Source organism: Agarivorans sp. QJM3NY_25 (assembly GCF_050870875.2).
Taxonomy (GTDB): domain Bacteria; phylum Pseudomonadota; class Gammaproteobacteria; order Enterobacterales; family Celerinatantimonadaceae; genus Agarivorans.
The window spans coordinates 4505482-4528258 of sequence record NZ_CP194041.2 but is presented as its reverse complement, the minus strand read 5'-3'; the positions used below and the strand labels follow the sequence as shown (position 1 = coordinate 4528258).

The window sequence follows — 22777 nt, the reverse complement described above, 5'->3', positions numbered from 1 at the left end:
GCGTCGACATAAGAAAGGCCAAGCATATTGCTGGCCTTTTGGTTCGCGACGCCTTGGCGATTAATGAAAGGGGAAAATGTAGTTAATCCAACCTTGCATTCTGAGTAGCACTTTGCGCATCACTGAGAGATGATGGAAATGCTCGGTATAGATGGCGACTTGGCCGCTAATGCCCATTGGCAGTTGATATTCATCGAATCGAGGTTCGGGATCGATGATCACCAAACTGCGACTATGTTTAAAAAATACCGCTGCACCACTTAAGTTTCCGTTGGCTTGAAATTCACCTTCGGCAATGCTTGGCATCACTTGTCTTACGGTGCCTTTAAATACTACGCCAGGCAGCGCGGTAACAATAAATTCAGCTTGATCACCCGCTTTCAGGCGCTTGATAGAGTTTTCCCAAAAGGCGCCGACAAACATTGATTGTTCCTTGGGTATAAAAGTCATGACAGGGCGCAGCGGCATTGGTACGGCCACCATGCCTTTGCGCAATGCGACCTGGGTAACAAAGCCATCACTCGGTGCGTGGACCACGGTCTGCTCTAGATCGAACAAAGCACTATCGAGCTGCCCCTGAATGCGTGCCACGTTAGTATTCACGCCGTTGATTTGCGAATCATAGGCGAGTTTTGCAATGGTTTCGTTGGCTTGTGCCGCTTGTAGTTTAGCTTCAGCAGCAAGGTAGGCTTGTTGGCGGTTTTCGACTTCTAATTCGGTGAAGGGGCTATTTGCTCCGCCTTTCTTTCGTCCTTCGGCATAACGTTGATAAGACTTTAAGTTGCGATCTCGCTCGGCGATAGCCGCGGTGGTATTTGCTTTGGCGCTGGCCCATTGTGCCATGAGTTGGGGCACTAATTGTTGGGCACTGGCCAATTCGGCCTGACGTTGTTCAACGATGGCTTGAAATGGTGTTGGGTCCAGTTTAAATAAGATTTCACCGGCTTGTATCGGCTGATTAACTTCCACTGGAACCTCAATCACCTTACCGCGAACTAGAGGCATGATAGGGACCGAGGTATATATTTGTCGGGCGTTGGCAGTGTAGGGATGGTTATAGTTCATCAATACTATCAATACCCCAACGATGAAGATGCCACCTAATACTGCGGTTGGCACCGTCCACTTGGTGAGCGGAATACGAAAGATCTTAAAAATAGCGATACACAGGCCCGCATAGGTGAGAATAAGCAATAAATCCATTATTGACTCTCTCCTTGTTCTAGTTGTTGCACATGCTTACTGATGATGGCGACTTGGCGTTTGAGTTTACTGATTTCGGCTTCCATCACCTGTTCTCGTGAGGCGAGTTGCTGTTCTTGATTTTCTAAGTCTTGTTGGCGTTGCTCGATTTGTTGAAAGCCCCAACCTCGGTCTTCGCGATACAGCGTGGCCCAAATCCATAAAAATGGCCACAATACATGCAACGTGAATAGGCTCACCCAACCGGCAACATGGATCGCATCTTGGTGGGGGTGATTGCGATGTTTTGATATTTCATAGGGAATATCATGAATGGCTATAATTCCGTAAAACAGGGTAAGCGCGACAAAAAGCAGTAAACCTAAAGCGAAAAAATCCAAAAACATAGTCCCCCCTCGGGATATTTTTGCGAGCAACTTAAACTATTGATTTAGCTTAAACGATCATAGCCGATAACTGAACTAACTGTGTAGACTATGGTTAATTTGCAAGTAAAAGCTGCATTCACACTAAAAATCATAGGCTCATTTTTACTCAATATTGAATTAATCGCGGTGAGGTCAACATGAGATTATCTTCGGTGGAACAAGTCTGGGATAAGGCTGAGCATAATGCGTTTACTGATATGTGTGAATTTGCCGCTTCGCTGTGGCTGTGTTTTCGCGAAGCCAGTGCACATGTGAGTGAACAAGGAGACATTCGGATCTTACGTCGTGGTTTTGAGCAAACCGATTTTGAACCGGCGGCTTTCCTGCATGTGGATGGTTTGGATTTACGAGACCCTAAATTGGTTGTGAGCCCGGATGGACGTATGTTATTGACTTGCGCAGGTGTAACGCGTCACGAGCTATCATCGCAGTTACAAAGCTATATTGCTTGGTCTGATGACGGGTTAATTTGGTCGGAGTTGAGCCCACAAGGGGAAGCCGGGATGTGGTTGTGGCGTAGCCGTTATTTAGCCGATAGCGCCTATGCAGTGGCTTATAGTTATCGCTTGGATAAGGTAGATCTATATCGGATGGACGCGAAAGGGAACTATCAGCTTCATTTAGATCCCTTGTTTAGCCTTAAACAAAATGGCCTCGCTTACCCCAATGAGCATGACTTGAGTTTGCTTGATGATGGCTCGGCGCTATGTTTATTAAGGCGCGATAAAGATAGCGCAAGCGCTCAACTGGGTTATGCGAAGCCGCCTTATTTGGAATGGACATGGCAGGACTTAGCATTACAAATTGGTGGTCCGGTAATGCTTAAGCTGGACGATGGGCGGTTGCTCTGTGCACTACGTTTATACCAACCGGTGCGTACCAGTTTGTGTTGGCTTGATGCAGATCAGGGGCGCTTAAAAGAAGTGCAAGTTTTACCTTCCGGTGGCGATACCAGTTATCCAGGTTTAGTACAGCGAGGTAATACCTTGTATTGCAGTTATTACTCCAGTCATGAGGATAAGACCGCAATTTACTTAGCGGAACTGGATTTAAGCGAAGACTAACATCCAAGACCCTTGGTAAATGTTTGCAGCAGTGACTTGAGCTGTATTTGCTGGTACGCCAGGCGGCGTACCAATCGGCATGATAAAAAGTTCTTATTGCGAATCTAAGTAATGAGCAAACCTTATCGCAAAGGGCAGCTAACGCTGCCCTTGATTCAATGCTGTACCACTAAAAAGTATAACCAAAACCAAAGGTGGTGATGAAGCCTTTACTGTCGTAGAAGTTAATGTTTGAGTCGCTATTTTGATAGCCAGCGGTGACATTAAACATTGCATTCTTCCAAGCAAATGGACGTTGGTAGAGGTAAATTGCAAATAAGGAGAGTCGGTCATCCTCTTGAGTTTGCATATTAAATACCGGGTTGCCATCAGAATACTTAGTTTGACCTAACTCTAGGTTGACCGTTAATAAATGACGCTCAATTTTATAAACACTGTTTAGACGCAGGGTATAGCTATTAAAATCGTTGGCGCTACCATCCGCTTTGCTCGTCGTGTAGACCAAGGCTGGAGACAGAAACCATTGTTTGGAAAGTGGCACAAACATTTCGCCAATGACTCGGTGTAAATTGGCATTGCGATTTAGCGCTTGGGCTTGGCTGGAACCTTGGCCAAATATAGCGACCCCACTTTGTTCGTTGTCAATGCTACGTTTGGCATAAACATATTCAAGGGTAAATGGACTATCGGCAATGGATTGATAACGCAGTCGTCCCCCTTGGACATTTTCATCAGTTTCTTGTCGAGCCACATTAGTGATATAAGGATCACTCCAGGTATCATTCATCAATGGCAACTCTGGGAAGTAAGCAACGGTCAACTGACTTTTATTGCTGATCGCGCGGCGATAACCCAACTCGTATTGAAACTGGGCTCGGCCTAAGTTCTCTTTACTGTTACCCACAAAAAACTGATTTTTTAGGTCGGCAGTGGTGTAAGAGGCTCGTAACAAAGGATAGGCGATCAGCGTATTGGTGCTCTGGCCACTATTATTTAGATCATGAGTGACTTGGTTGTCATCATCAGTGGAAAATTGACTTTGCCCGCCAACATAACCCAAGTTGAGATTAAGGGTGGCCGACCATCCAGCTTGTTCTGCGAGTGGACGAGCGCCAGCGGCGAAACTCAGTAACAGACTACAGCATAAAATACTGCTAACTCGATTCAACATCGCTTACGTCCTTGTGCTAAATAATTTTAAGAAATTCATTTTGTTATGTTCATGACGCCAACTTTTGATAAGTGAGCGATTGACTGTGATTAAACAAAGCACAGCATAACTTAGGTATTGGGTAAATTAACAGCAGTATGTTGAGGATTTTTTAATATTTAGTCGAATAAGCTGTTGTTTGTAAAGTGTTCTCATTCCGAGCCACAACACCGGGTTTAGCGCATGTTGTGGCTGGGTTGGTTTGAATCTAGTCCAGTTCAGGGAATAGGCTTAGATCGAAGGATTTTTCGCAGTAATGACATTTTAGCTTGATGTCTGCTTGTTTATGACGAACATAAAAGTGACTATCGATAGGCTCGTTGTGGCTGATACAATTGCTGTTCGGGCAGGCAAATACAGCTTTGATTTGTTCCGGAGTGGAGACATGGAACTTACGCACTACTTCAAAGTCTTCAATCAAGTTGATGGTGGCATGAGGGGCAAATAAGGCTAGTTGATTGGCTTGGTTTTCATCAAAAACGGTGTTTTCAACTTTAATTAGGTCTTTCTTTTGTTGTTCTCCGCTGGGTAAGTTTAAGCCCACCGTGATCCGTTCTTGGGCCGCCGATAACTGAAAAAATTTAAGGATTTTAATTCCTTGCCCCGCAGGTACATGGTCAATCACCGTGCCGTGAGCAATCGCTTCAACTTGCAGTTTTTTCTTCATTATTGAACTCCAAATTCATTGGTCATGATTAGCGCGAGTAAAGCTTGGCGAGCATAAACACCATTTTCAGCCTGCTGGAAGTAGTAGGCGTAGGGCGTACTATCTACATCGGTGGTGATTTCGTCGACTCGGGGCAGCGGGTGTAAGATCTTGAGGTTGTCTTGCACTTGTTCAAGCATGTTGGCCCGAAGAATAAAGCTGGATTTGATATGCTGGTATTCTGTCTCATCGAAGCGCTCTTTTTGCACGCGAGTCATATACAAAATATCCAGTTCTCCAACGACCTCTTCGATGCTGTCATATAAATGATATTTTATTTTGCGCTCATTTAGCTCTTCGGTAATGTAATCAGGCATGGCCAATGCTTTCGGTGCGATAAAGTAAAATTCGCAACCAAATAAGGACAGGGCTTGGGTAAGCGAATGTACCGTACGTCCGTATTTAAGGTCACCAACAAACGCAATTTTAAGGCCTTCTAAACTCCCTTGCGTTTCATAAATGGTAAATAAGTCGAGTAAGGTCTGGGTGGGGTGTTGGTTAGAACCATCGCCGCCATTCACCACTGGCACACTGGAGAATTCACTGGCTAAGCGAGCGGCTCCCTCTTGGGGGTGGCGCATAAAAAACGCATCGCTATAAGAAGAGATCACTTTCACCGAATCCGCTAAGGTTTCGCCTTTTTTGCCCAGCGAAGTATTACCACCATCGGCAAAGCCAATCACACTCCCGCCTAAACGTTGCACTGCGGTTTCAAAAGACAAACGAGTACGGGTTGAGGCTTCAAAAAAACAGCTAGCAACAACTTTATTTTTGAGTAACTCAGGACGGGGTTGTTGTTTTATGTTTTGTGCGGTGTCGACAATTAACTCGAGTTCCTGACGGGATAAATCAGGGATGGAGATAATGTGCTTTTGATAAAGCGGGTTGTTCATGCTCGCAGATCCTAATCCGATGTGAAATCGGAACGGAATTATAACAGCGAGCAGAGCAAGTGAATATGATCTTAGTGACTAATTCTAAGATTAATTTGTAGTTGTTTAAGCATATTGGCTACTTTTACGTTCGCGGTAATCTTGGCAGTCGATGCAGTAGCGTGACTCTGGGCGAGCGTTGAGTCGTGCGGCATTGATGTCTTCACCGCAGCTTTCACAAAAACCATAGTCTTGTTCCTCAATACGACGTAATGCATCCTTAATGCTTTTTACTTGAGCAAGGTCGTGTTGGCGACGATTAAGCTGCATTTGTTGAGACTCTTCTTGATTGGCTCGATCAACGTCATCCCCTAGATCACTTTTGTCTTTAATCAACTCGTTATCTTGTTCAAGACGAAGTTGGATTTCCTCTAGTTTCTGGCTGAGTTGTTGACGAATCGTCTCAATTTGTTGGTCGTTAATCATTGTTTTGAATGTCTTCTTCCTAGTGTGTTAAACGCGAGTACGTAAGCGAACTTAGTACGTATATAACCCAAAAATTTAGTTAATCGTCGATTTTAACGACTAGTAAAGGCTTTTCAAAGCGCTTTTTTGGATAATTGTTAGCCAGCTAGCACTTGGGTTTCGATTAATTAACGAGTACTATCTCGCGGCTTTAATCTGGCAGGCTGTGATTAAATGGCTCTGCCAGTTATCAAAGCAGTTTATAGACTACATTTATAGAATAAACAAACGTGTGATGTCAGCATCACCGTATATTGAGGATTGCATGAGTGAATAAAATAAACATGCTGTTGGTTGGACTACTTGCTGTAGTGACCAATGTAGTAATGGCTCAAGAAGAGAAAGTACTGAATGTTTACAATTGGACCGAATACATTGCCGAGGACACAATTTCCGAGTTTGAAAAAGAAACGGGTATTAAAGTGATTTATGACGTATTTGATTCTAATGAAATGTTGGAGGCTAAATTGCTGTCGGGAAGCACCGGCTTTGATATTGTCGCCCCCTCTCATGACTTCTATGGTCGGCAAATTACAGCGGGTGTTTATCAAAAGCTGGACCGCAGCAAACTGAGTAACTGGGGCAATCTGGATCCGACACTTCTAGCCACGCTACAACATTATGATCCGGGTAACCTGTATGGCATCCCTTATATGTGGGGCACCACGGGTATTGGTTATAACGTGAATAAAGTAAAACAAATTTTAGGTGATGATGCTGATTTAAATAGTTGGTCGCTGGTGTTTGATCCACAGATCGCAGCGAAATTGAGCGAGTGCGGCATAGCCTTTTTGGATGCGCCCAGTGAAGTGGTTGCGGCGATGCTGAATTATATGGGGAAGGATCCCGGTAGCAGCAATATGGCAGACTATAAAGGGGAGATTGAAACACTAATGGCGCAACTGCGGCCAAGTATTCGTTATTTTCATAGCTCTCAGTATATTAATGACTTAGCCAGTGGCGATATTTGTGTCGCGATCGGCTGGTCGGGCGATGTGTTAATGGCGGATGAGCGTGCCGAAGAAGCCAAAAATGGCGTTGAACTTGAATATATCATCCCTAAAGAAGGGGCTGGTGTGTGGTTTGATATGTTTGCTATTCCCAAAGATGCGAGTCACCCGAATAACGCTCATACTTTTATCAACTATATATTACGTCCCGAAGTGATCGCCAAGGTGACCGATTTTGTGTGGTTTGCCAATCCAAATACTAAGGCGACCGCTTTAATCAATCCTGAAATTGCTCAGCATCAGGGAATTTACCCAAGCGAAGCCGCGGCTAAAAATCTCTATGGATTTACCAATGTTCCACCGAAGGTTGAACGGGTTCGTACTCGCTTATGGACCAAGTTTAAGTCGGGACGTTAACTAAACAGAACACTCCGTATTGAAATTATGCCAGCGAAATGCTGGCATTTTTTGTGGTTTATCCTGCGAAGGGTTACAGCCAGAAGGTTGACTCGAGCATATTGCAATATGCTTATCCTCTCTGAGCGCGTGGTTGCCGTTATTCGCTTGGTTGCTCTGACGCTCCTCTTTCATCGCAATTTATATTATTTTTTCAACGCTAAATTGACCTCGCCAGCTAAACCGTTACTCGTCGCTCGAACAATATATTTTTTGCTGAGCAGAATACGGCAAGTAGTTGGTGGAAATAAATCAGGGTATTAGTTATGAATGCTCTTATATAACAACAACTTGGTATTTACTCGAGTGTTGTTGGGGGTTCACTGTGTCGATGTCAGCCAACTTTACAGTGTATCGATATTTTATTGATATCCTGAATATTTAATTCTAACTAGATAAAACTGAGGAATTTGCGACAAAGTTTGGTCTTTTTTAGTTCATTGATGAGGGCAAATTACATACAGCGATAGGTCATAAAAAATACAGGAATATTGTTTTAGTAACATAGTGTCGAATTAATTTACAAACTTAATTTTATATAAGTAATCAAATTAATAATAGTGTGGAAGTAAAAGTTTTAAAAAACAGCATGTTAACAAAAAGTGTGACGAGCTTATCATTTATGGCTTAATGTTTGCCTAATTACAAATGAGAGTTGTTGCTTTTCACTATTTGGTAAAGGAAAACCGCGATGAAGGCTTCCATCTTATTTTTACTTATCAGTTTAACTACATTTAATACTTCGGCCACGATTATAACGGCCTCAGAAAACCCCAGTGTACCGGCAGGACCGGTGGTGTATTTGGGAGGATATCCCACTCCTCAGCAAGATCCGAGTAGTGGCGCTGTTCCTAGTCCGGCAAGTGTTATCGACATTGATGATGATATTCGCGCTGCCGTGAGTTTCGATCTCCAATCCTTAAATCGCTTAAGCGATGAGGGAACTGGCGGTTTTGCTAATGGTTTATTCGATATTACCTTCTATTGGTATTTTGGCGGGTTTGAGCAAGCTTTCAGTTACATGTATAGCGCTTGGGATGATATTGAAACTTGGCAGGCTTCGGGTTCTGGTTTATTGAGTTACTGGAGTGATGACTATATTGCTAGCAACGATATTTTAGAAGTCGGCGAATGGACGGTTTATGCCTATGCAGAACAGACCTATGTTGGCGGAACGACCTTTAGCGTGACTTCCGTTCCTGAACCTGGTTCGTTAGTGTTGTTTGCGCTGGTGATGGTTGGGCTATTTACACGTCGGGGACTTCCTTTTCAAAATTAAGTGGTTTACCGAGCGCTGCAGAGTCATCTGCAGCATGAATCTCTTGATATAAAATTCTTTTCGGTCAATTGATTGGCACAAGGATGTGTTATGGGAAACGAGAGAAATGGATTGGTTCGCAGCCATGAATTCGAACTGGCGTTGGTCTATCGTATTACAGATCTTGCGATCATCTTTGCCACTCTGGCTGGATTAGCGTGGTGGAGAACGGGTCAGGTTGATGATGACTTCCAGATGTTGGCTATTGGTTTAGGCATCGTCTTCTTAATTGTTGCAGAGTCATTCACGCTGTATCGTTCGTGGCGAATAGCCTCGGTAAAAGAACAAGCGAAGGTGACTCTGAGTGTCTGGTTGGTGACGGTTGCAGTGATCCTCGCAAGTAACTATTTCTTGAAGGTTTCCGATAACTATTCACGTTTGGTTCTCGGGGGCTGGCTATTAGTCACGCCTATCGCATTGATCGTTTGGCGTATCGTGTTTCGGGAAATTTTGGCGCTGTTACGCCAAACTGGCTATAACACGCGTAAGGCGTTGATTATTGGCGTCTCGGAAACGGGTCTCAGGCTTCAGCAAGAGTTAATTGCTAACCCGGATTTAGGTTTGGTTTTCATGGGATTCTTTGATGACCGAGATTGCGCTCGCTTGGCAGATGATTCCAAATATTTTGGTCCGGTTGGGCGGGTTTCCCAAGCCCTCGATTTGGCAAAAAGTGGTCAAGTAGATCATGTCTACGTGGCACTACCAATGCATGCTAAGGGTCGGATTAGCGGCTATTTGAAGCAGCTGTCCGATACCACCTGTACCACTTTCATTGTGCCTGATTTCTTTACTTATAATCTCATTCATTCCCGCTGGAGTAGTTTGGGAAACATTCAAACGGTGAGTGTATTTGACAGCCCTTTTCGTGGGCTGGCCAGTGTATTCACTAAACGAGTGCAAGACATTATCTTAGCCAGCATCATTCTGTTGCTGATTAGTCCTGTGTTAATCGCGTTGGCGATTGGCGTCAAGCTCAGCTCGCCTGGTCCAATCCTGTTCAAGCAAGATCGTTACGGCTTAGATGGTCGGAGAATTCGGGTATGGAAGTTTCGGTCGATGAAGGTAATGGAAAATGGCGGTAAGGTGACTCAGGCCACTCAGAATGATCCACGAGTGACTCGTTTTGGTTCGTTTATTCGTCGAACTTCTTTAGATGAATTGCCCCAGTTCTTTAACGTACTGATGGGTTCTATGTCGATCGTTGGCCCGCGTCCCCATGCGGTTGCTCATAATGAGGAATATCGCCAAGTGGTTGACCGTTACATGCTGCGCCATAAGGTAAAACCTGGGATCACTGGTTGGGCGCAAATTAATGGCTGCAGAGGTGAAACGGATACCCTCGACAAAATGGAGCGCCGTATCGCTTACGACTTGGAGTACATCCAATTATGGAGTTTGTGGATGGACATAAAAATTGTTTACCTCACTATTTTTAAAGGTTTTCGTAGTGAGCAGGCGTACTAGGGAATTCAAGCCTCGCCAGCAATGATTTTACAAGGAAGTTCATGGTAATTTTTCGAGCCTTTATGGTTTTAATGGGGACTTTATTTATGCTGAGTCATGTTGTGAATGCAAAGTTGGCCCCGCAGCCCTATATGACCGAGTCTGGCTTGGCACTGGTTCCAATGTTAGGGCTCGGCTATAAATATGATGACAATATTACACTCGCGGAAAAAGACTCATCCTCATCTAATATTTTGGTCTTGGATGCAGCGCTCAAGGTCCTCGCAGAACGTGATCTTGCTTCTTATGAGCTGGGCTACAAAATTTCTGCGGCTGAGTATTTCGAGAGTCATGTGGATGACTATCTCGATCACCAGCTTGCCGCTAAAGCTGAGCTTGAGTTAGCGCTTAGGCATCGGCTTAAGTTGGCTTATCGGTTCGCTCATCAGCATGAGCAAAGAGGGCGAGGATTATCGCAAGGCTTGGGGAGTGATATCCAAGAGCTGATTTATTTTCAAAGTAATAAATTGCAGAGTGTTTATTCCTATGGTGCGCCGCAGGCCTACGGGCGTGTCGACCTGCAATTGGCCTGGGAAACCAAGCAGTATCAAAATCTGGAGTCGCTAACTCAATATCGGAACTGGCGACAGCTCAGTTATGGTGCCACCTTTTTCTACCGAGTCTCCAATGCCACCGAATTGTTGTTGGAGGCTAAGCAACTCGCAAGACGTTATCGGCTGAACGCAAGCGATCAGGCCAGTCGAAATAACGATGATAGTTTTATTTATGCTGGAGCCGAGTGGGACATTAGCGGTAAGTCTAGCGGTTCTGCTCGGATCGGTTATGAGGATAAAGGCTACCAGTCAGCCCAACGCGAGCACTTCTCGGGTTTGAGTTGGTTATTGTCATTTAATTATTTGCCAGTGGAATACTCACAGTTCAATGTTTTTACTAGCAAAATTGCGAAAGATCCCGATCAATTAGGCAACTATATTGATGAAACTATTTATCAGACGAGTTGGCAGCATTACTGGCTGGATCGGCTCTCCACGGAGCTAAGTTATCGCGATACCGACCTCGCTTATACAGGTGTCGATCGTGATGAGCAGATTACGCTGGCGAAAGTGGCTATCGAATATGAGTTACGCCACTGGTTGAAGCTGAATGTTAGTTACCAAAGAGAAGACAAGTCTTCCTCGGTAGCAGGCTTAAGTTACCAGCAAAATGTCATGTTTATTCACTTCTCGGGGACTCTTTAGATGATGAATCGGTTCGCTGCTTACCTATTGTTTTTAATGTTGCTGCTACCTAGCCTAGTGAGTCAGGCGGCCAATGATGATTCCTACAGACTTGGGCCAGGTGATGTAATTAATATTCATGTTTATGGCGAAGACGATCTCAGTATGCAAGTGCTGATTAACAATAGTGGCAAAATTGATTATCCCTACCTAGGTCGTTTGACGGTGAGTGATGCAACCACTCAAACCTTGAAACAAACCATTGAGTCGGGCTTAAAAGGTGACTATTTAATTCAACCTAAAGTTTCAGTGAATATTGTCCAGTACCGACAAGTTTTTATTAATGGAGAAGTCGAGAAACCCGGTGGTTACGCCTATCAGCCAGGTTTAACCATAGAAAAGGCGGTGGCTTTAGCGGGTGGATTTACCCAGCGAGCGTCTAAATCAAATATTAATGTGACGACTGGAAATGGTGGCAGCCCTCAAAATAAGGTCAGTCTCAATACCAAGGTTGAGCCCGGAGATATTATCGTCGTCAAGGCTAGCTTTTTTTAACGACAAGATACTGGATTAACAAGGAAGTCTAATGGTGAATCACACAGCCCAACGCAACGTCCTGCATATAGACAACCCAGCTTCCAGGCTCGGACTTAATTCTTTGCAGCGACCAGTGAATAAAGATGAGTTTATTGATTTGAGCCAGTACTTTTCGGTAATACGTCGACGGGCTTGGATGATTATTGGTTTTACTTTTTTGGCTGCCTTACTTGCCGCCTTGATTACATTTTCGATTACCCCGGTTTATCGAGCTTCGGCGGTGCTATTGATCGAAGCGGAGCAAAGAAAAGCGGTCTCGATTGAAGACGTGATTGGGGTTGATACCTCTAAACAAGAATACTATCTCACCCAGTTTGAACTATTAAAATCCCGTACCATTGCGCAAAAAGTGATCCAAGGGTTACAGCTAGAGCAGTACCCTGAATTAAATGGAGAGCAAGCCGACAGTGGCTGGATGCAACTGAAGAATCCTCTCGAGACGCTGTATAATCTTGGCGCTCATTCGCCTTTGTTGCTGAGTTTATTGCCATTACGAGAGCCGCTCAGTGAACAGATGCTGCTCCAAAAAAGGCAGCAAACGGTGATGGAGAATTTTCGTAAGCGTTTAAGTATTAGCCCACTACGAAAAACTCAGTTGGTAAAAATCATCTTTGAATCCGAGGATCCTCAATTGGCTGCGCAAGTTGCAAATGCTGTTGGGGAAGCCTACATCGAAAATAACCGAGAATCTCGATTGTATGCCAATCAAGAGGCGAGCACTTGGTTAGAGACTCGTTTAGATAAACTGAGAGCATTGGTCGAGCAATCAGAGAGTCGCCAAGCCGCTTTTTTAACGTCGGAAGGACTGGTTGATGTGAGCGGTGTCGATAGTTTGGCTTCGAATGAGTTAAATGATTTAAGTCGCCGGCTCAGCGATGCCAGAGATCGCCGAGTGGCCGCAGAGTCACTCTACTATGTACTACAAGATAACCGGAACGCCGGTTTAGCTGAACTGTCTTCGATTTCTGTCATTTCCAATCACCCGCAATTGCGTGATGTTCGTGTCGCTGAGATTGAAGCGGAACGTTTGGTTTCTGAATTGAGTAAGCGTTATGGTCCGAAACATGACAAAATGATCCAAGCCCAAGCACAGTTAGCGGCAGTGCGAGAGAGAGCTGGTCGGGTGCTTAACGATTTGGCCACGGGGATAGAAAAAGAGTTAAGAGGGGCTGTTAAGCAAGAAAATTCAATTCAAGCAGAATTAGCCAGTAAGAAAACTCAGTTCCAAGCGATTGCGGTGAAGCGCGCGACCTATGACGCTCTTAAACGTGAGGTTGATAGTAATCGTAAGCTCTATGATCTGTTCTTGAATCGACAGAAAGAGACTGCAGCGACCAATGATTTTCAGTCGGCAGTGGCGCGGTTTAGCGATCGCGCGGTCATCCCTTTAGATCCAGCGAAGCCCAATAAAGGTCTCATCATTGCCTTAGTTGCTTTGGCCAGTTTGCTGTTTTCCATGGTCTTAGTGTTAATTACGGATGCTTTTCATAACACTATCGAGAAGTCATCCGACATCCAAGAAAAGCTGGGCTTACATCCGCTCGGTGCAATCCCAAAAATCAACGCTAAAAAATATAAGAATAAGCTGATGGATAGTCAGGTGTTTTTTGATGAAAAGCAGCGATATTTTAGTGAATCGATCCGCACTATTCGAACTTCCCTGTTATTTAATTTGGTCAACAACCAGCGTAAACGGGTGTGCATTACTTCTTCGGTACCTGGCGAAGGTAAGAGCACTACGGCCATGAACCTAGCGATGGCAATGGCGGGCATGGAAAAAGTATTGCTGATTGAAGCTGATTTACGCAAACCTAGCTTGTCTGAGCGTTTTGGTTTTAATCAAAATCCGTTGGGCCTCACTAATCATCTGGTGATGGGCGCAGAGCTGAGTGATTGTATTTATCATCATAAAAAATCGGGTCTTGATACCTTATTTGGTGGCATGTTGATCCCGAATCCTCAGGAGCTATTAGCCTCAAATAAGTTTGCGATGTTGATTGAACAGTTAGAGCAGCGCTATGACAAGATTGTTATTGATTCGCCCCCGCTATTGGCGGTGAGCGATGGTTTATTACTCAGCCGCTTAGCAGGAGCCGCATTGTTGGTGGTTCAAGCCGGAAGCACCAATATAAAGCAACTGAATAGTAGTTTAGAAAGTCTTATAAAACATGATATTGCCATCGATGGTGTGGTGATTAATAAAGCCAGTCCTAAACAGAAAAATGAATATGGGGAGTACCAATACTACGGATATCAAAATCAGAGCGGTAAGGCCACACAGTCATAAGAACTTAGTTTTAGCCTCGCGCTATGGATGTAAACAACAATTGAGGTTCGCTGGTTTAGCGCATCCTTAGCTTTAAAGGGAAGGAAAGCCGAATGAAAGTCGCTTTGATGAATTGCTATTCGTCTAAAAACTCGGGTGATGGTTTGCTGGTTGAGCTAGCTTGCCAATATATAAAGAAGCAACATGGCCAAGATACCGAGATCATCATTGTTTGTAGTGATCCCGATAGTTTTAACGGCGATTACCAGGTGCTTGGTAATGAATTTTCCCGTAGCGGCATACTGGGGCACGTCGCGGTATTATTGAAAGTGATTGGCTTTCTGCTGTTTGGGCGCTATTCAGCAAAACAATACCAGTCCTTACAACATTGTGATCGTTTCTACTCCGTTGGTGGCGGATATTTAAGGTTTGGTTCCCTCAGCGAAGCCCTAAAAACGCTGATTGTGCACTGCTCACAAATTGCTTGGGTTAAAAGCAACATTAATCAGCCGCATATTCTACTCTCACAGAGTATTGGTCCGCTGCGCTATGTCTATTCTGCGTGGTTGAGTCGCTTACTGGCCAATACTGAGCAAGTGTTTGTTCGCGATGATAAAACCGTCGCAGAGCTTAAAAATATTAATCTCCAAAGCACGCGTGTGAAAGATATGGCCGTTTCGGAGTTGATCCGTAAATTTGACTCGCTAGAAGTTTCAACATTGCCTCACTCTTCCACTTGTATCTTGATCTTAAGGGATTTACGCCGTGGCAAAGCGGTTAACCATAAGTTTTTGAAAGAGTTAGAGCCAGTATTGGCGCAATTCGAGAGCGTTGTTTATGCGGTGCAAAGTGAGGTCAATTCTAATAACGATGGTGATTTTTACCAACAACACGGGATTAGTGATTTTATTTCGGTGAAGGAGGCCTTAACAAAATACCCGCAAGCGCTAGTGATTTCAGTTCGTTTGCATGGTGCCATTGAATCGCTATTAGCAGGCTTTAAAACCTTTCATCTCAGTTATGAGAGGAAGGGGTTTGGTGCATATCAAGATTTGAATATCTCAGAGTACGTTGATAACGCATACAATTTTAATAGTGTAGCGGTAGAAGAGCGAGTCGCTAAGCTGAGAGCAATGAATGAAATGGATTTTTTTAATCAGATTCGAGCCAGTTTATAAATGTATATTCGTAAAGAGAGTAAATACTACAAGTATCTATTCTTCTCACTATGGTTGGTGGCTTTTTTAGTGGTCTTCCTCTGGGGAGAGGCTATTTTGCCCGAAAAATATTTTCGCGATTCTGAATTGATTATGGAGATGGCGAGTGGTAGCGCGTCTCCGTCTTCACAAGATGGTTCCTATTATTATACGACTTTGGTGTTTGAGTTCCTTGGTGAGCATTTATCTAGCCTATTAGTGTTTGTTACAGGCATTGCCTATATTGCCACCATGTCATTTTTTGTTCGGCGCTGGGACGAATTAGCCTATGGCTCTGTGCTATTGATGCCTCATTTGGTTCTTGGCTTATCTCGGCCCCAAAAAGAAACCTTGGTTTCTATTTTAGTTATTGCTTGTTTCTTTGTGTATCGCAAATCTAAGAATCTCTCATATACCTTGTTACTGATCTTTGCTTTGTACCTTAGCTATGGCTTGGTTCGTAATTATTACTTACTGATCATCGCCGTATTTGCTTTATTGTTATTAATGGAACGCTTGAATTTTGAATATAAAGCGCTGGTGGTATTGCTTGTCTTATTCTCTTTATTTTTGCTTCCAGAGGATTTCTTTTTTAAGGTGCAAGGTACCCGAGATATTTTTAATTCCTTAAGACCAATGGGAGGAGCGGGACACGAAACGATCTATTTTAACCCCTTGACTCCCGATTCAGCGCAGGCTTTTATGGGGAATTATTTTTCTAGCTTGGTTTATTTTAATTTCCCGGTTTTTTTTGTTTTCACCGGCAACTCGCTCTACCTTCAGATTTATATCCTTATTTTACTCGTGTCTTTTTTTAAGTTCTCTCAAATCGAGAGCATAGAGTTGCGTCTATTTGGCTTGTTATTTATAAGTCACTTACTGGTTCTACTCTTATTTGAACCCGATCTCGGCAGTTACATGCGTCATTTATCTTCTGTTTCAATTTATATCATGATGTATTTTTCTTGGATGAAATATGAACGCACTAATTAGTTTTATGAATCCAATTATTCAGTGGCTGATCCCGCTGATGCTGATTCGGCATTACGACTTAAGTTATGTTGGACAGTACTCTTTATTTTTAAGCTTTGCTTCATCAATTGTGATTGTATTGATGTTATCAAGTAAGAATTTCTCTTTAGCGGGATATTTTTCGAGTCGCGAAAATCAGAGTGCCTATCAGGTGCATAAGAGTATTCGATTTAGTCTATTAGTCGTTTTGTTATTCGCTTATTTACTTTGTTTGTTATTCGCTTGGGATATTTTTAAAATTATATTTTTTGTGAAGTTTGTTGATGTCTACTTGGATTCAATGGTGTCGTTTTCGAAACAAGAGCGTTACCAAAAGTACCAGCTTTTTGCTCTTATTATTGCCGTTCTTATGGTCTGCTTATCAATTAATCATCCGCTTGTTGCCTTTGATTATTTTGTTGGTATTTTTTTGTTTTTGTTCCTATTGATGTTTTATTTGAACCATCGGCCCGCAGCATATGTTTCTTTGCCAGTGATTAAATCGGCGCTTAACTCGGTAAGCTATCAGTTCTCATCGACTTTTTTGATGTTCTTTCAGCGTTATTTTATTGCTGCGGTTTCTTCTATGGAAGCGCTTGGCTTTTATAGTCTTCTATTACAGTTTGTTGTATTCTGGTCGATTTTTATACAGGCAGCATTTGCCCAATTTAATACCAAAATTTTCAGTGCTACGGTATTTAAGATATTTTTTGTGCTGGCCGCTCTGCTAGCGATCCCTTCTATTTATTTAGTGTTTCAATATATCTATTTAATTTTGCCCCCTAGTGGCAGCGACTTCCTGTTGCTACTGGTTATTTTTGCCTGCGTATTTATTGAGCTGTCTTTTTACATTGGTGGTTTAAAAGAGAACAAAATTAAATTCTATTTGCCCAATCTTGTGGTGCTTTGCATGTTAGTGATGGTGACTGGTTTGTCGGTTCATCTTTCTCAGAGTTATGCTCCTTTGGTGGTGGTTTGTTTGAGTTACATACTGCGTTGCGGGATTTTTTATTGGATGAGTAAAAGGACCTTAATATCATGAAAGTGCTTATTTTTACTGAATGCCTTGCCGGCGGGGTATGCTCTGTTATTTCTGACCAAATTCAATATTTAGCCGCTGAGGATAAGCAACTCCAGTTTGATTTGTTGTATAGCAAAAAGGATGAAACTCCGAAGGATCTTGCACAGCGTTTCCCTGATGTGGGTTTAATTGAGATACCTTACGAGCGGGGAGAGCGTTTCTTTTTACTGAAAGTCTTTTGCTATCTGCTATTTCGTGTGAAGACCAAGAATTATTCGGTGATCCACCTGCATTCTTCGTTCTCTGGTTTCTTGGGACGGATCGCATTTGGCTTGAGCGCGCACAAGCTCTGTTACACCCCCCATTGCTTTGCCTTTTTATCGGAGGAGTTTTCTCCCTTAAAACAAAAAGTATTCTATTGGATAGAAAAACGACTCAGTCTGATTGGCTGTATCGTTGCTTGTGGCGGATCTGAAGCAAAACTGGCCAAGGGATTCAGCACTAAGGTGCGGGTGCATACTATCTCTAATGGGGTGAATTTCTCGGATCTAACTTCCTCGGTGACCAGCTCGCAGGCTGACATTATCTCGGTGGGCCGGATCTGTAAACAAAAGGGCTTTGACGACTTTAAGGCGCTGTATGCTTTAGCCAGTCATCAATATAGTCTCGTTTGGCTTGGTGGACCGAAACCCGATGGGATTGATTATGTCTCTGGCTGGTTATCGCGTGAGGCTTTGTTTCAATATTACAGCTCGGCTCGATTGTATGTTTCAACTGCGCATTGGGAAGGAATGCCGGTGGCTCCCATTGAGGCCCAGTATTTTGGATTACCAGTGGTCGCAATCAGAACTCATGGCGTGGTGGACTGCGTCGTAGATGGCGAAACGGGTTATCTATGTGACAGCATAGAAGAACTGTATCAACGTTGTCAGCAGTTACTCTCCGATGCGAGTGAATACCAACGGCTGTCTCACAATGCCAAAGCGCATATCCGCAAACATTTTTCTTTAGCAAATTATGCCGGATTATTAAGTCTATATCGGCAAATTGCGGCTGACACCTTAGCGCTATCAGAGCAAACACTCAGTTAATCGTATGGTTTCAGGTGAGCGAACGATGTACGCGGGAGTTAATGATTTAAGGAGATGCAATGGAAGCATCTATTGAAATGCAAGCAAGAAGCGCAGTTTATTTTGGGCGAATGTTATGGCGTTATTTCGGTTTGGCGACAATGGTCGCGATTTCGCTAACGGTGTTGGTATTGGCGTTTCAGTTAGGTTTGGCCAACGTTTATTCCTATGCGTTACGTAACTGGCATGAGCGATGGCTGCAAGACTATAGCCATTCACTTAGCGAACAAAACGTTCTGATTGCAGAGCTCGTGTCTCAACAAATGTTGGCATGGCGTCATGATGATCCACTTTATTTAACCCTTGCTGCCAAGCAGGTCGAGTGGCGCAATTTTTATCAATTAGTGATCTCAAGTGAAGATAATAAAGCGCAACAGCGAGTTCAAAATTTGGCTAAGGCTTACTCTTTTTATCAGCAAGCGGCGAATCTAAGGCCGACGTGGCCAGATACTTATGTTGCGCTTGCGAGTAACCGCCAAGCGATGGGAGAGCCAGCAGCGGTTTGGTTTGCTTACTTGGCGCAAGGTGTAGCGGTGGCGCCAAAAACCAAGGCAAGTTTGCTCGGTATGGTTAATTTAGGGATTGCTAATTGGGAGCGATTGGATCCGCTTCAGCAGCAAGTGGTAGAAAGCTCGCTAGTGAGTTTACTCGAGAATCCAGCGATCAATCGCAAACTAAAGCGAGAGATACCTTCGGCACTGGTGAGAGATCGGATTTGTTACCTACTGACTTATCAAGGTTCGATTGCTCAAGCCGAATTTTGTAAGGCGCAATCGTCATGGCAGTAATTAATTTAAAAGTGGTAGCAGTAACGGTTGTTTCGCTGGTGGTTTTAGGCAGTGTGCTTAAATCTCTTGGCTGGTTTTCTTTGTCCCTTTGGCGACTGGAAATAGCTTTAGGTGGCGACAAGATGACTCATCTTATTTTTTCCTACCTGTGTACCATTGCTTTGTTATTTGGTTTTTGTCGTTTTGGAAAAGCGCACCGAGAGCGCGTTCGTCGTTTTATTTTACTGCTCATATTGGTTTTTGCAGTGGATGAAAATTTACAGCGTTTTATCCCTACGCGAGAGTTTTCGTGGACCGATTTAATCAGTAACTTGTTTGGTATTTTATGCGCGCTGACCAGCTGGTTATTGCTTCATTACCTCTTTCTTCTTAAGCAAAAAAAGGAGCAGCAACATGGGCTTCGTTGATATTCACTGTCACATTCTACCCGGAATTGATGATGGGGCAAAAGACTTAAGACAAAGTATAAAAATGCTCTGTGCTGCAGTAGATGATGGCATAGAAGTGATGCTGGCTACCCCCCATATCTTACCGGGAGTTTTTGATAATACCCCACAATCGATCCGCCATAGCTACAAGCTATTAAATCGAGAGCTTCATGCTCAGCAACTTCCTTTGCAACTATATTACGCTGCCGAAGTGCACCTGTGCCCAGAAATTATGCTTTGGCATAAACAGGGAAAGTTGCCTTTATTGGGACGCTTTAAAGATAAAGATGTATTGCTACTGGAGCTTCCCCATGGACATGTTCCACAAGGGTTTAATAATTTTATTAAGTGGTTAACGGCGAGAAATATCACTCCCTTAATCGCTCATCCCGAGCGAAATCGTGGGGTATGGAATGAAATTAATCTGGTCAGCCAATGGCGTCGTTTAGGCTGTTTATTTCAAGTGACAGCCGGTGCATTGTTGGGAGAATTTCGCCAGACGGCTCAACAAACAGCATTTCAAATGCTAGAGGATGATTTGGTTGACGTGGTCGCGAGTGATTGCCATGGATTGGAGAAGCGTCAGCCAAATTTGAGTCAAGCTTACGATAAGGTGAGTTTGCTTTGTGGGCAGCCGCGAGCGCAACGTTTGTTTATTGATACCCCCGGAATGATTGCGGCTAGCTGTCAAGGAACACTGGCAACGACCGTCACATCACTGATTGAGCCTGATATTTTTAGTCGTAAAGCCTAGGAGCCTTGATGGACATGTTTTCTCCCAAAACAGAGCGATTTGCTTTTGGCCTATTACTGTTGTTAGTGGTGTGGCTGCCAATTCCATTAGCCAGCAATCGACCTTGGGCTTGGTCGATTATGGAAGGATTGATTGCTCTGCAAAGTTTGATACTGGTTTACTGTTGGCGCCAGGCCCTTCCTTGGGGGTGGCTAAAAACCAACCGATTTTTGTTACTCGGTTTAGGGATCTTGCAGTTGGTGGCTTTGGCTCAGTTACTTCCCTTGTCTATTGATATGCTTAGCTTGTGGAGCGGTGCTGCCGCCAGCTTTCGTGAACTTGCAAGCGTTAGCGTTGAGCCGCTCAGCGAGGCACCGTTGTCACTGGATCCCAATCGGACCTTGGTTAATTTAGTGATGGGCTGCAGTTATCTCTTACTCGCGGTCAATTGTTGTTTGTTATTGAATTGCCGCGAACGCATGCAAGTGCTGATGCTAGCTTTTGTCGTGAGTGGGACCTTTCAAGCTTTTTACGGCACCATGCTCATTTTAAGTGATGTTGCGGCATCTCCAGTATTTGAGATCCCTACGGCAAGCCATGCGACGGGTTCCTTTGTGTATAAAAACCACTTTGCGAATTATCTTATTTTATGTTTGTGCATGAGTTTAAGCCTCGTCGTGTCGGAGCTGAATGCCCAACAAAGTAGCAGCTGGCAGCAGTCCTTAAAACGCATTCTTGAAGCATTCATGAGTCGTAAAATGTTGATCAGGCTCTGCATGGTGATTATGGTGATTGGTTTGGTTATGTCGCGTTCGCGGATGGGCAATAGTGCTTTTTTTGTGAGTACTATTATTGGCGCTTGTTTTGCTCTGGTTTTGTTTCGGAAGCGGCCACGTACGTTAACCGTCTTCTTTGTGAGTGTCTTGTTGATCGATGTATTGATTGTGAGTTCCTTATTTGGTTTAGACAATCTAAGAGAGCGACTAAGTTCGACAGTATTGGCAGAAGAAGAGCGGGTCGCGGTGTTTGATTGGAGTTTGAACATGCTTCAAGACTTCTTTATCACGGGCAGCGGTGCCGGTAGTTTTTATGCCTTGTTTCAAAACTACGCGCCTCAGCCTTTAGCTCAATTTTACGATCATGCACACAACGACTATCTGCAGTTTAGTATTGAGTACGGAGTGTTTGCTACGGCGGTTTTAGGCGCAGCGGTGCTTTGGACTCTAATTAGATGTTTGATCGCAATCAGAAAAAGAATGGACCCACTCATGCGGGCCACAGCGTTGGGATGCATGATGGCGATTGTGGCGATGTTGATCCACATTAGTGTCGATTTTAATCTTCAGGCCCCTGCCAATGCCGCTAGTTTCATTATTGTATTATGCCTGGGAATGGTTGCTGCGACGATGCCGAAAGAAGGGCATCTAAGGGATGTATAGGCGCTGTTCGCTGTTTATACAGTCGAGGAAAATGTTATGAGTCACTGGAAAACAGAGGATCGATGGTGGTAATGACTGTTATCAGTCGAGTCTCTCAGAATGGATGAACGACTTATGCTGCATTTATTACGTCGATCAGAGTGAGGCGGTTAGCCCTTAGAAATAACCGCAGCTAAGTTTGTCAATTTATTTTACATGGCTCACAAAACAGAAAAAATTATTTTAATAACGTATTGATTTTTCTGTGCAAATTATTTGGATTGTTATTTGCATGGATTTTGTAAAAGAAGTGTATTTGGTGTTGAAATCGTGACCGTAGAGCTTTTTTGAGCTTGATGCTATTTCAACAGTAAGTAAATTTGTAGTTATGCCACGCTAGTTCAAGGAGGACTTATGAGGCAAATACGGTTAACAAAATGGCTACTGATCTTAGTCTCGGCAGGGCAAATGATGGCGGCAGGACTAGCGCTTGCTGCCGATCCGCCTCAGCCTTTACCCGCACCGCCTGCTGGGCTTTCGGCACCATTTTTTCCTGCTGCGCTGAATCCTGTAGGTTTATTGACGCCACCACCGCCACCGAGTATGCCTGGTGTTGGTAGTGGTGGTGCAGGTTCTGGTGGGAGTGGTTTTGCGTCTGCTAGTTAAATGAGTCGTTGTACGCTATGAAAATAATCAAAGGCTAGCTTTCACTAGCCTTTTTTCGTCTTGCCGCCAGAGCGATAAACCCGTTCCAACTGACGGAAATAAAAATGCCA

General features: G+C 43.8%; 22 protein-coding genes. 16 read left to right on the top strand and 6 right to left on the bottom strand.

Translation table 11 applies throughout. The features are described from left to right. Positions 1 to 60: 60 nt before the first annotated feature. Positions 61 to 1203, bottom strand: a complete 1143-nt coding sequence (locus ACRRSW_RS20780) for an HlyD family secretion protein (protein ID WP_432455657.1) — start codon at positions 1201 to 1203, stop codon at positions 61 to 63. Next, positions 1203 to 1589: a DUF3302 domain-containing protein gene (locus tag ACRRSW_RS20775; RefSeq protein WP_432455658.1), complete on the bottom strand. Its 387-nt coding sequence runs from the start codon at positions 1587 to 1589 to the stop codon at positions 1203 to 1205. The genes ACRRSW_RS20780 and ACRRSW_RS20775 overlap by 1 nt, the downstream gene beginning before the upstream one ends. Before the next feature lie 179 nt (positions 1590 to 1768). Here ACRRSW_RS20775 and ACRRSW_RS20770 point away from each other — a divergent pair, with 179 nt between their 5' ends. Next, entirely contained in the window at positions 1769 to 2695 is a 927-nt protein-coding gene (locus ACRRSW_RS20770; protein WP_432455659.1) for an exo-alpha-sialidase, read from the top strand. Between the two features lie 169 nt (positions 2696 to 2864). On the opposite strand, the gene ACRRSW_RS20765 is transcribed toward ACRRSW_RS20770, so the two are convergent. From ACRRSW_RS20765 to ACRRSW_RS20750, 4 genes are all read right to left on the bottom strand, one after another. Continuing rightward, positions 2865 to 3866 (bottom strand): DUF2860 family protein, encoded by a 1002-nt coding sequence (locus tag ACRRSW_RS20765; protein ID WP_432460334.1) that lies wholly within the window; start codon positions 3864 to 3866, stop codon positions 2865 to 2867. 247 nt (positions 3867 to 4113) lie between these two features. Further along, positions 4114 to 4572, bottom strand: coding sequence for an aspartate carbamoyltransferase regulatory subunit (gene pyrI / locus ACRRSW_RS20760; protein ID WP_432460333.1), 459 nt, complete (start codon positions 4570 to 4572; stop codon positions 4114 to 4116). After that, positions 4572 to 5504, bottom strand: coding sequence for an aspartate carbamoyltransferase (gene pyrB / locus ACRRSW_RS20755; protein WP_432455662.1), 933 nt, complete (start codon positions 5502 to 5504; stop codon positions 4572 to 4574). Before pyrB ends, pyrI begins: the two co-directional genes overlap by 1 nt. A 105-nt stretch (positions 5505 to 5609) precedes the next feature. Further along, on the bottom strand, positions 5610 to 5969 hold the full coding sequence (locus ACRRSW_RS20750) for a TraR/DksA family transcriptional regulator (RefSeq protein WP_432455663.1): 360 nt from the start codon (positions 5967 to 5969) through the stop codon (positions 5610 to 5612). A 308-nt stretch (positions 5970 to 6277) separates the two neighbouring features. Between ACRRSW_RS20750 and ACRRSW_RS20745 the strand changes: the two genes are divergently transcribed. The 15 genes from ACRRSW_RS20745 (at position 6278) to ACRRSW_RS20675 (ending at position 22667) form a co-directional block, all read left to right on the top strand. After that, on the top strand, positions 6278 to 7375 hold the full coding sequence (locus ACRRSW_RS20745) for an extracellular solute-binding protein (protein WP_432455664.1): 1098 nt from the start codon (positions 6278 to 6280) through the stop codon (positions 7373 to 7375). 730 nt (positions 7376 to 8105) lie between these two features. Continuing rightward, positions 8106 to 8693: a PEP-CTERM sorting domain-containing protein gene (locus ACRRSW_RS20740; protein ID WP_432455665.1), complete on the top strand. Its 588-nt coding sequence runs from the start codon at positions 8106 to 8108 to the stop codon at positions 8691 to 8693. Between the two features lie 90 nt (positions 8694 to 8783). Next, on the top strand, positions 8784 to 10196 hold the full coding sequence (locus ACRRSW_RS20735; protein ID WP_432455666.1) for an undecaprenyl-phosphate glucose phosphotransferase: 1413 nt from the start codon (positions 8784 to 8786) through the stop codon (positions 10194 to 10196). Positions 10197 to 10237: 41 nt separating this feature from the next. Continuing rightward, complete coding sequence (locus tag ACRRSW_RS20730) at positions 10238 to 11434, top strand: outer membrane beta-barrel protein (RefSeq protein WP_432460332.1); 1197 nt, start codon at positions 10238 to 10240, stop codon at positions 11432 to 11434. After that, positions 11435 to 11968, top strand: a complete 534-nt coding sequence (locus ACRRSW_RS20725) for a polysaccharide biosynthesis/export family protein (protein WP_432460331.1) — start codon at positions 11435 to 11437, stop codon at positions 11966 to 11968. Positions 11969 to 11999: 31 nt separating this feature from the next. After that, positions 12000 to 14297 carry a GumC family protein gene (locus ACRRSW_RS20720; RefSeq protein WP_432460330.1) on the top strand — a complete coding sequence of 766 codons (2298 nt, stop codon included), beginning with the start codon at positions 12000 to 12002 and terminating at the stop codon, positions 14295 to 14297. A 92-nt stretch (positions 14298 to 14389) separates the two neighbouring features. Then, positions 14390 to 15454, top strand: a complete 1065-nt coding sequence (locus ACRRSW_RS20715) for a polysaccharide pyruvyl transferase family protein (RefSeq protein ID WP_432460329.1) — start codon at positions 14390 to 14392, stop codon at positions 15452 to 15454. Further along, on the top strand, positions 15455 to 16465 hold the full coding sequence (locus ACRRSW_RS20710) for a hypothetical protein (protein WP_432460328.1): 1011 nt from the start codon (positions 15455 to 15457) through the stop codon (positions 16463 to 16465). It abuts the gene before it with no gap. Then, positions 16449 to 17525: a hypothetical protein gene (locus ACRRSW_RS20705; protein WP_432460327.1), complete on the top strand. Its 1077-nt coding sequence runs from the start codon at positions 16449 to 16451 to the stop codon at positions 17523 to 17525. The genes ACRRSW_RS20710 and ACRRSW_RS20705 overlap by 17 nt, the downstream gene beginning before the upstream one ends. Beyond that, positions 17522 to 18595 carry a glycosyltransferase gene (locus ACRRSW_RS20700; protein WP_432460326.1) on the top strand — a complete coding sequence of 358 codons (1074 nt, stop codon included), beginning with the start codon at positions 17522 to 17524 and terminating at the stop codon, positions 18593 to 18595. Before ACRRSW_RS20705 ends, ACRRSW_RS20700 begins: the two co-directional genes overlap by 4 nt. Positions 18596 to 18654: 59 nt before the next feature. Next, complete coding sequence (locus ACRRSW_RS20695; RefSeq protein ID WP_432460325.1) at positions 18655 to 19422, top strand: hypothetical protein; 768 nt, start codon at positions 18655 to 18657, stop codon at positions 19420 to 19422. Then, positions 19413 to 19829, top strand: a complete 417-nt coding sequence (locus ACRRSW_RS20690; protein WP_432455675.1) for a VanZ family protein — start codon at positions 19413 to 19415, stop codon at positions 19827 to 19829. Before ACRRSW_RS20695 ends, ACRRSW_RS20690 begins: the two co-directional genes overlap by 10 nt. After that, positions 19816 to 20604, top strand: a complete 789-nt coding sequence (locus ACRRSW_RS20685) for a tyrosine-protein phosphatase (protein ID WP_432455676.1) — start codon at positions 19816 to 19818, stop codon at positions 20602 to 20604. Before ACRRSW_RS20690 ends, ACRRSW_RS20685 begins: the two co-directional genes overlap by 14 nt. A gap of 8 nt (positions 20605 to 20612) precedes the next feature. Further along, complete coding sequence (locus tag ACRRSW_RS20680) at positions 20613 to 22022, top strand: O-antigen ligase family protein (protein ID WP_432460324.1); 1410 nt, start codon at positions 20613 to 20615, stop codon at positions 22020 to 22022. Between the two features lie 393 nt (positions 22023 to 22415). Continuing rightward, positions 22416 to 22667, top strand: coding sequence for a hypothetical protein (locus ACRRSW_RS20675; protein ID WP_432455678.1), 252 nt, complete (start codon positions 22416 to 22418; stop codon positions 22665 to 22667). The last annotated feature ends 110 nt before the right edge of the window (positions 22668 to 22777 follow it).

Coding starts and splice junctions, on each gene's coding strand:
- pyrI (WP_432460333.1), bottom strand. CDS start 4,572: ATGAAGAAAAAACTGCAAGTTGAAGCGATTGCTCACGGCACGGTGATT.
- ACRRSW_RS20715 (WP_432460329.1), top strand. CDS start 14,390: ATGAAAGTCGCTTTGATGAATTGCTATTCGTCTAAAAACTCGGGTGAT.
- ACRRSW_RS20685 (WP_432455676.1), top strand. CDS start 19,816: ATGGGCTTCGTTGATATTCACTGTCACATTCTACCCGGAATTGATGAT.
- ACRRSW_RS20735 (WP_432455666.1), top strand. CDS start 8,784: ATGGGAAACGAGAGAAATGGATTGGTTCGCAGCCATGAATTCGAACTG.
- ACRRSW_RS20775 (WP_432455658.1), bottom strand. CDS start 1,589: ATGTTTTTGGATTTTTTCGCTTTAGGTTTACTGCTTTTTGTCGCGCTT.
- ACRRSW_RS20700 (WP_432460326.1), top strand. CDS start 17,522: ATGAAAGTGCTTATTTTTACTGAATGCCTTGCCGGCGGGGTATGCTCT.
- ACRRSW_RS20720 (WP_432460330.1), top strand. CDS start 12,000: ATGGTGAATCACACAGCCCAACGCAACGTCCTGCATATAGACAACCCA.
- ACRRSW_RS20705 (WP_432460327.1), top strand. CDS start 16,449: ATGAACGCACTAATTAGTTTTATGAATCCAATTATTCAGTGGCTGATC.
- ACRRSW_RS20770 (WP_432455659.1), top strand. CDS start 1,769: ATGAGATTATCTTCGGTGGAACAAGTCTGGGATAAGGCTGAGCATAAT.
- ACRRSW_RS20725 (WP_432460331.1), top strand. CDS start 11,435: ATGATGAATCGGTTCGCTGCTTACCTATTGTTTTTAATGTTGCTGCTA.
- ACRRSW_RS20680 (WP_432460324.1), top strand. CDS start 20,613: ATGGACATGTTTTCTCCCAAAACAGAGCGATTTGCTTTTGGCCTATTA.
- ACRRSW_RS20730 (WP_432460332.1), top strand. CDS start 10,238: ATGGTAATTTTTCGAGCCTTTATGGTTTTAATGGGGACTTTATTTATG.
- ACRRSW_RS20780 (WP_432455657.1), bottom strand. CDS start 1,203: ATGGATTTATTGCTTATTCTCACCTATGCGGGCCTGTGTATCGCTATT.
- pyrB (WP_432455662.1), bottom strand. CDS start 5,504: ATGAACAACCCGCTTTATCAAAAGCACATTATCTCCATCCCTGATTTA.
- ACRRSW_RS20750 (WP_432455663.1), bottom strand. CDS start 5,969: ATGATTAACGACCAACAAATTGAGACGATTCGTCAACAACTCAGCCAG.
- ACRRSW_RS20690 (WP_432455675.1), top strand. CDS start 19,413: ATGGCAGTAATTAATTTAAAAGTGGTAGCAGTAACGGTTGTTTCGCTG.
- ACRRSW_RS20740 (WP_432455665.1), top strand. CDS start 8,106: ATGAAGGCTTCCATCTTATTTTTACTTATCAGTTTAACTACATTTAAT.
- ACRRSW_RS20765 (WP_432460334.1), bottom strand. CDS start 3,866: ATGTTGAATCGAGTTAGCAGTATTTTATGCTGTAGTCTGTTACTGAGT.
- ACRRSW_RS20695 (WP_432460325.1), top strand. CDS start 18,655: ATGGAAGCATCTATTGAAATGCAAGCAAGAAGCGCAGTTTATTTTGGG.
- ACRRSW_RS20710 (WP_432460328.1), top strand. CDS start 15,455: ATGTATATTCGTAAAGAGAGTAAATACTACAAGTATCTATTCTTCTCA.
- ACRRSW_RS20675 (WP_432455678.1), top strand. CDS start 22,416: ATGAGGCAAATACGGTTAACAAAATGGCTACTGATCTTAGTCTCGGCA.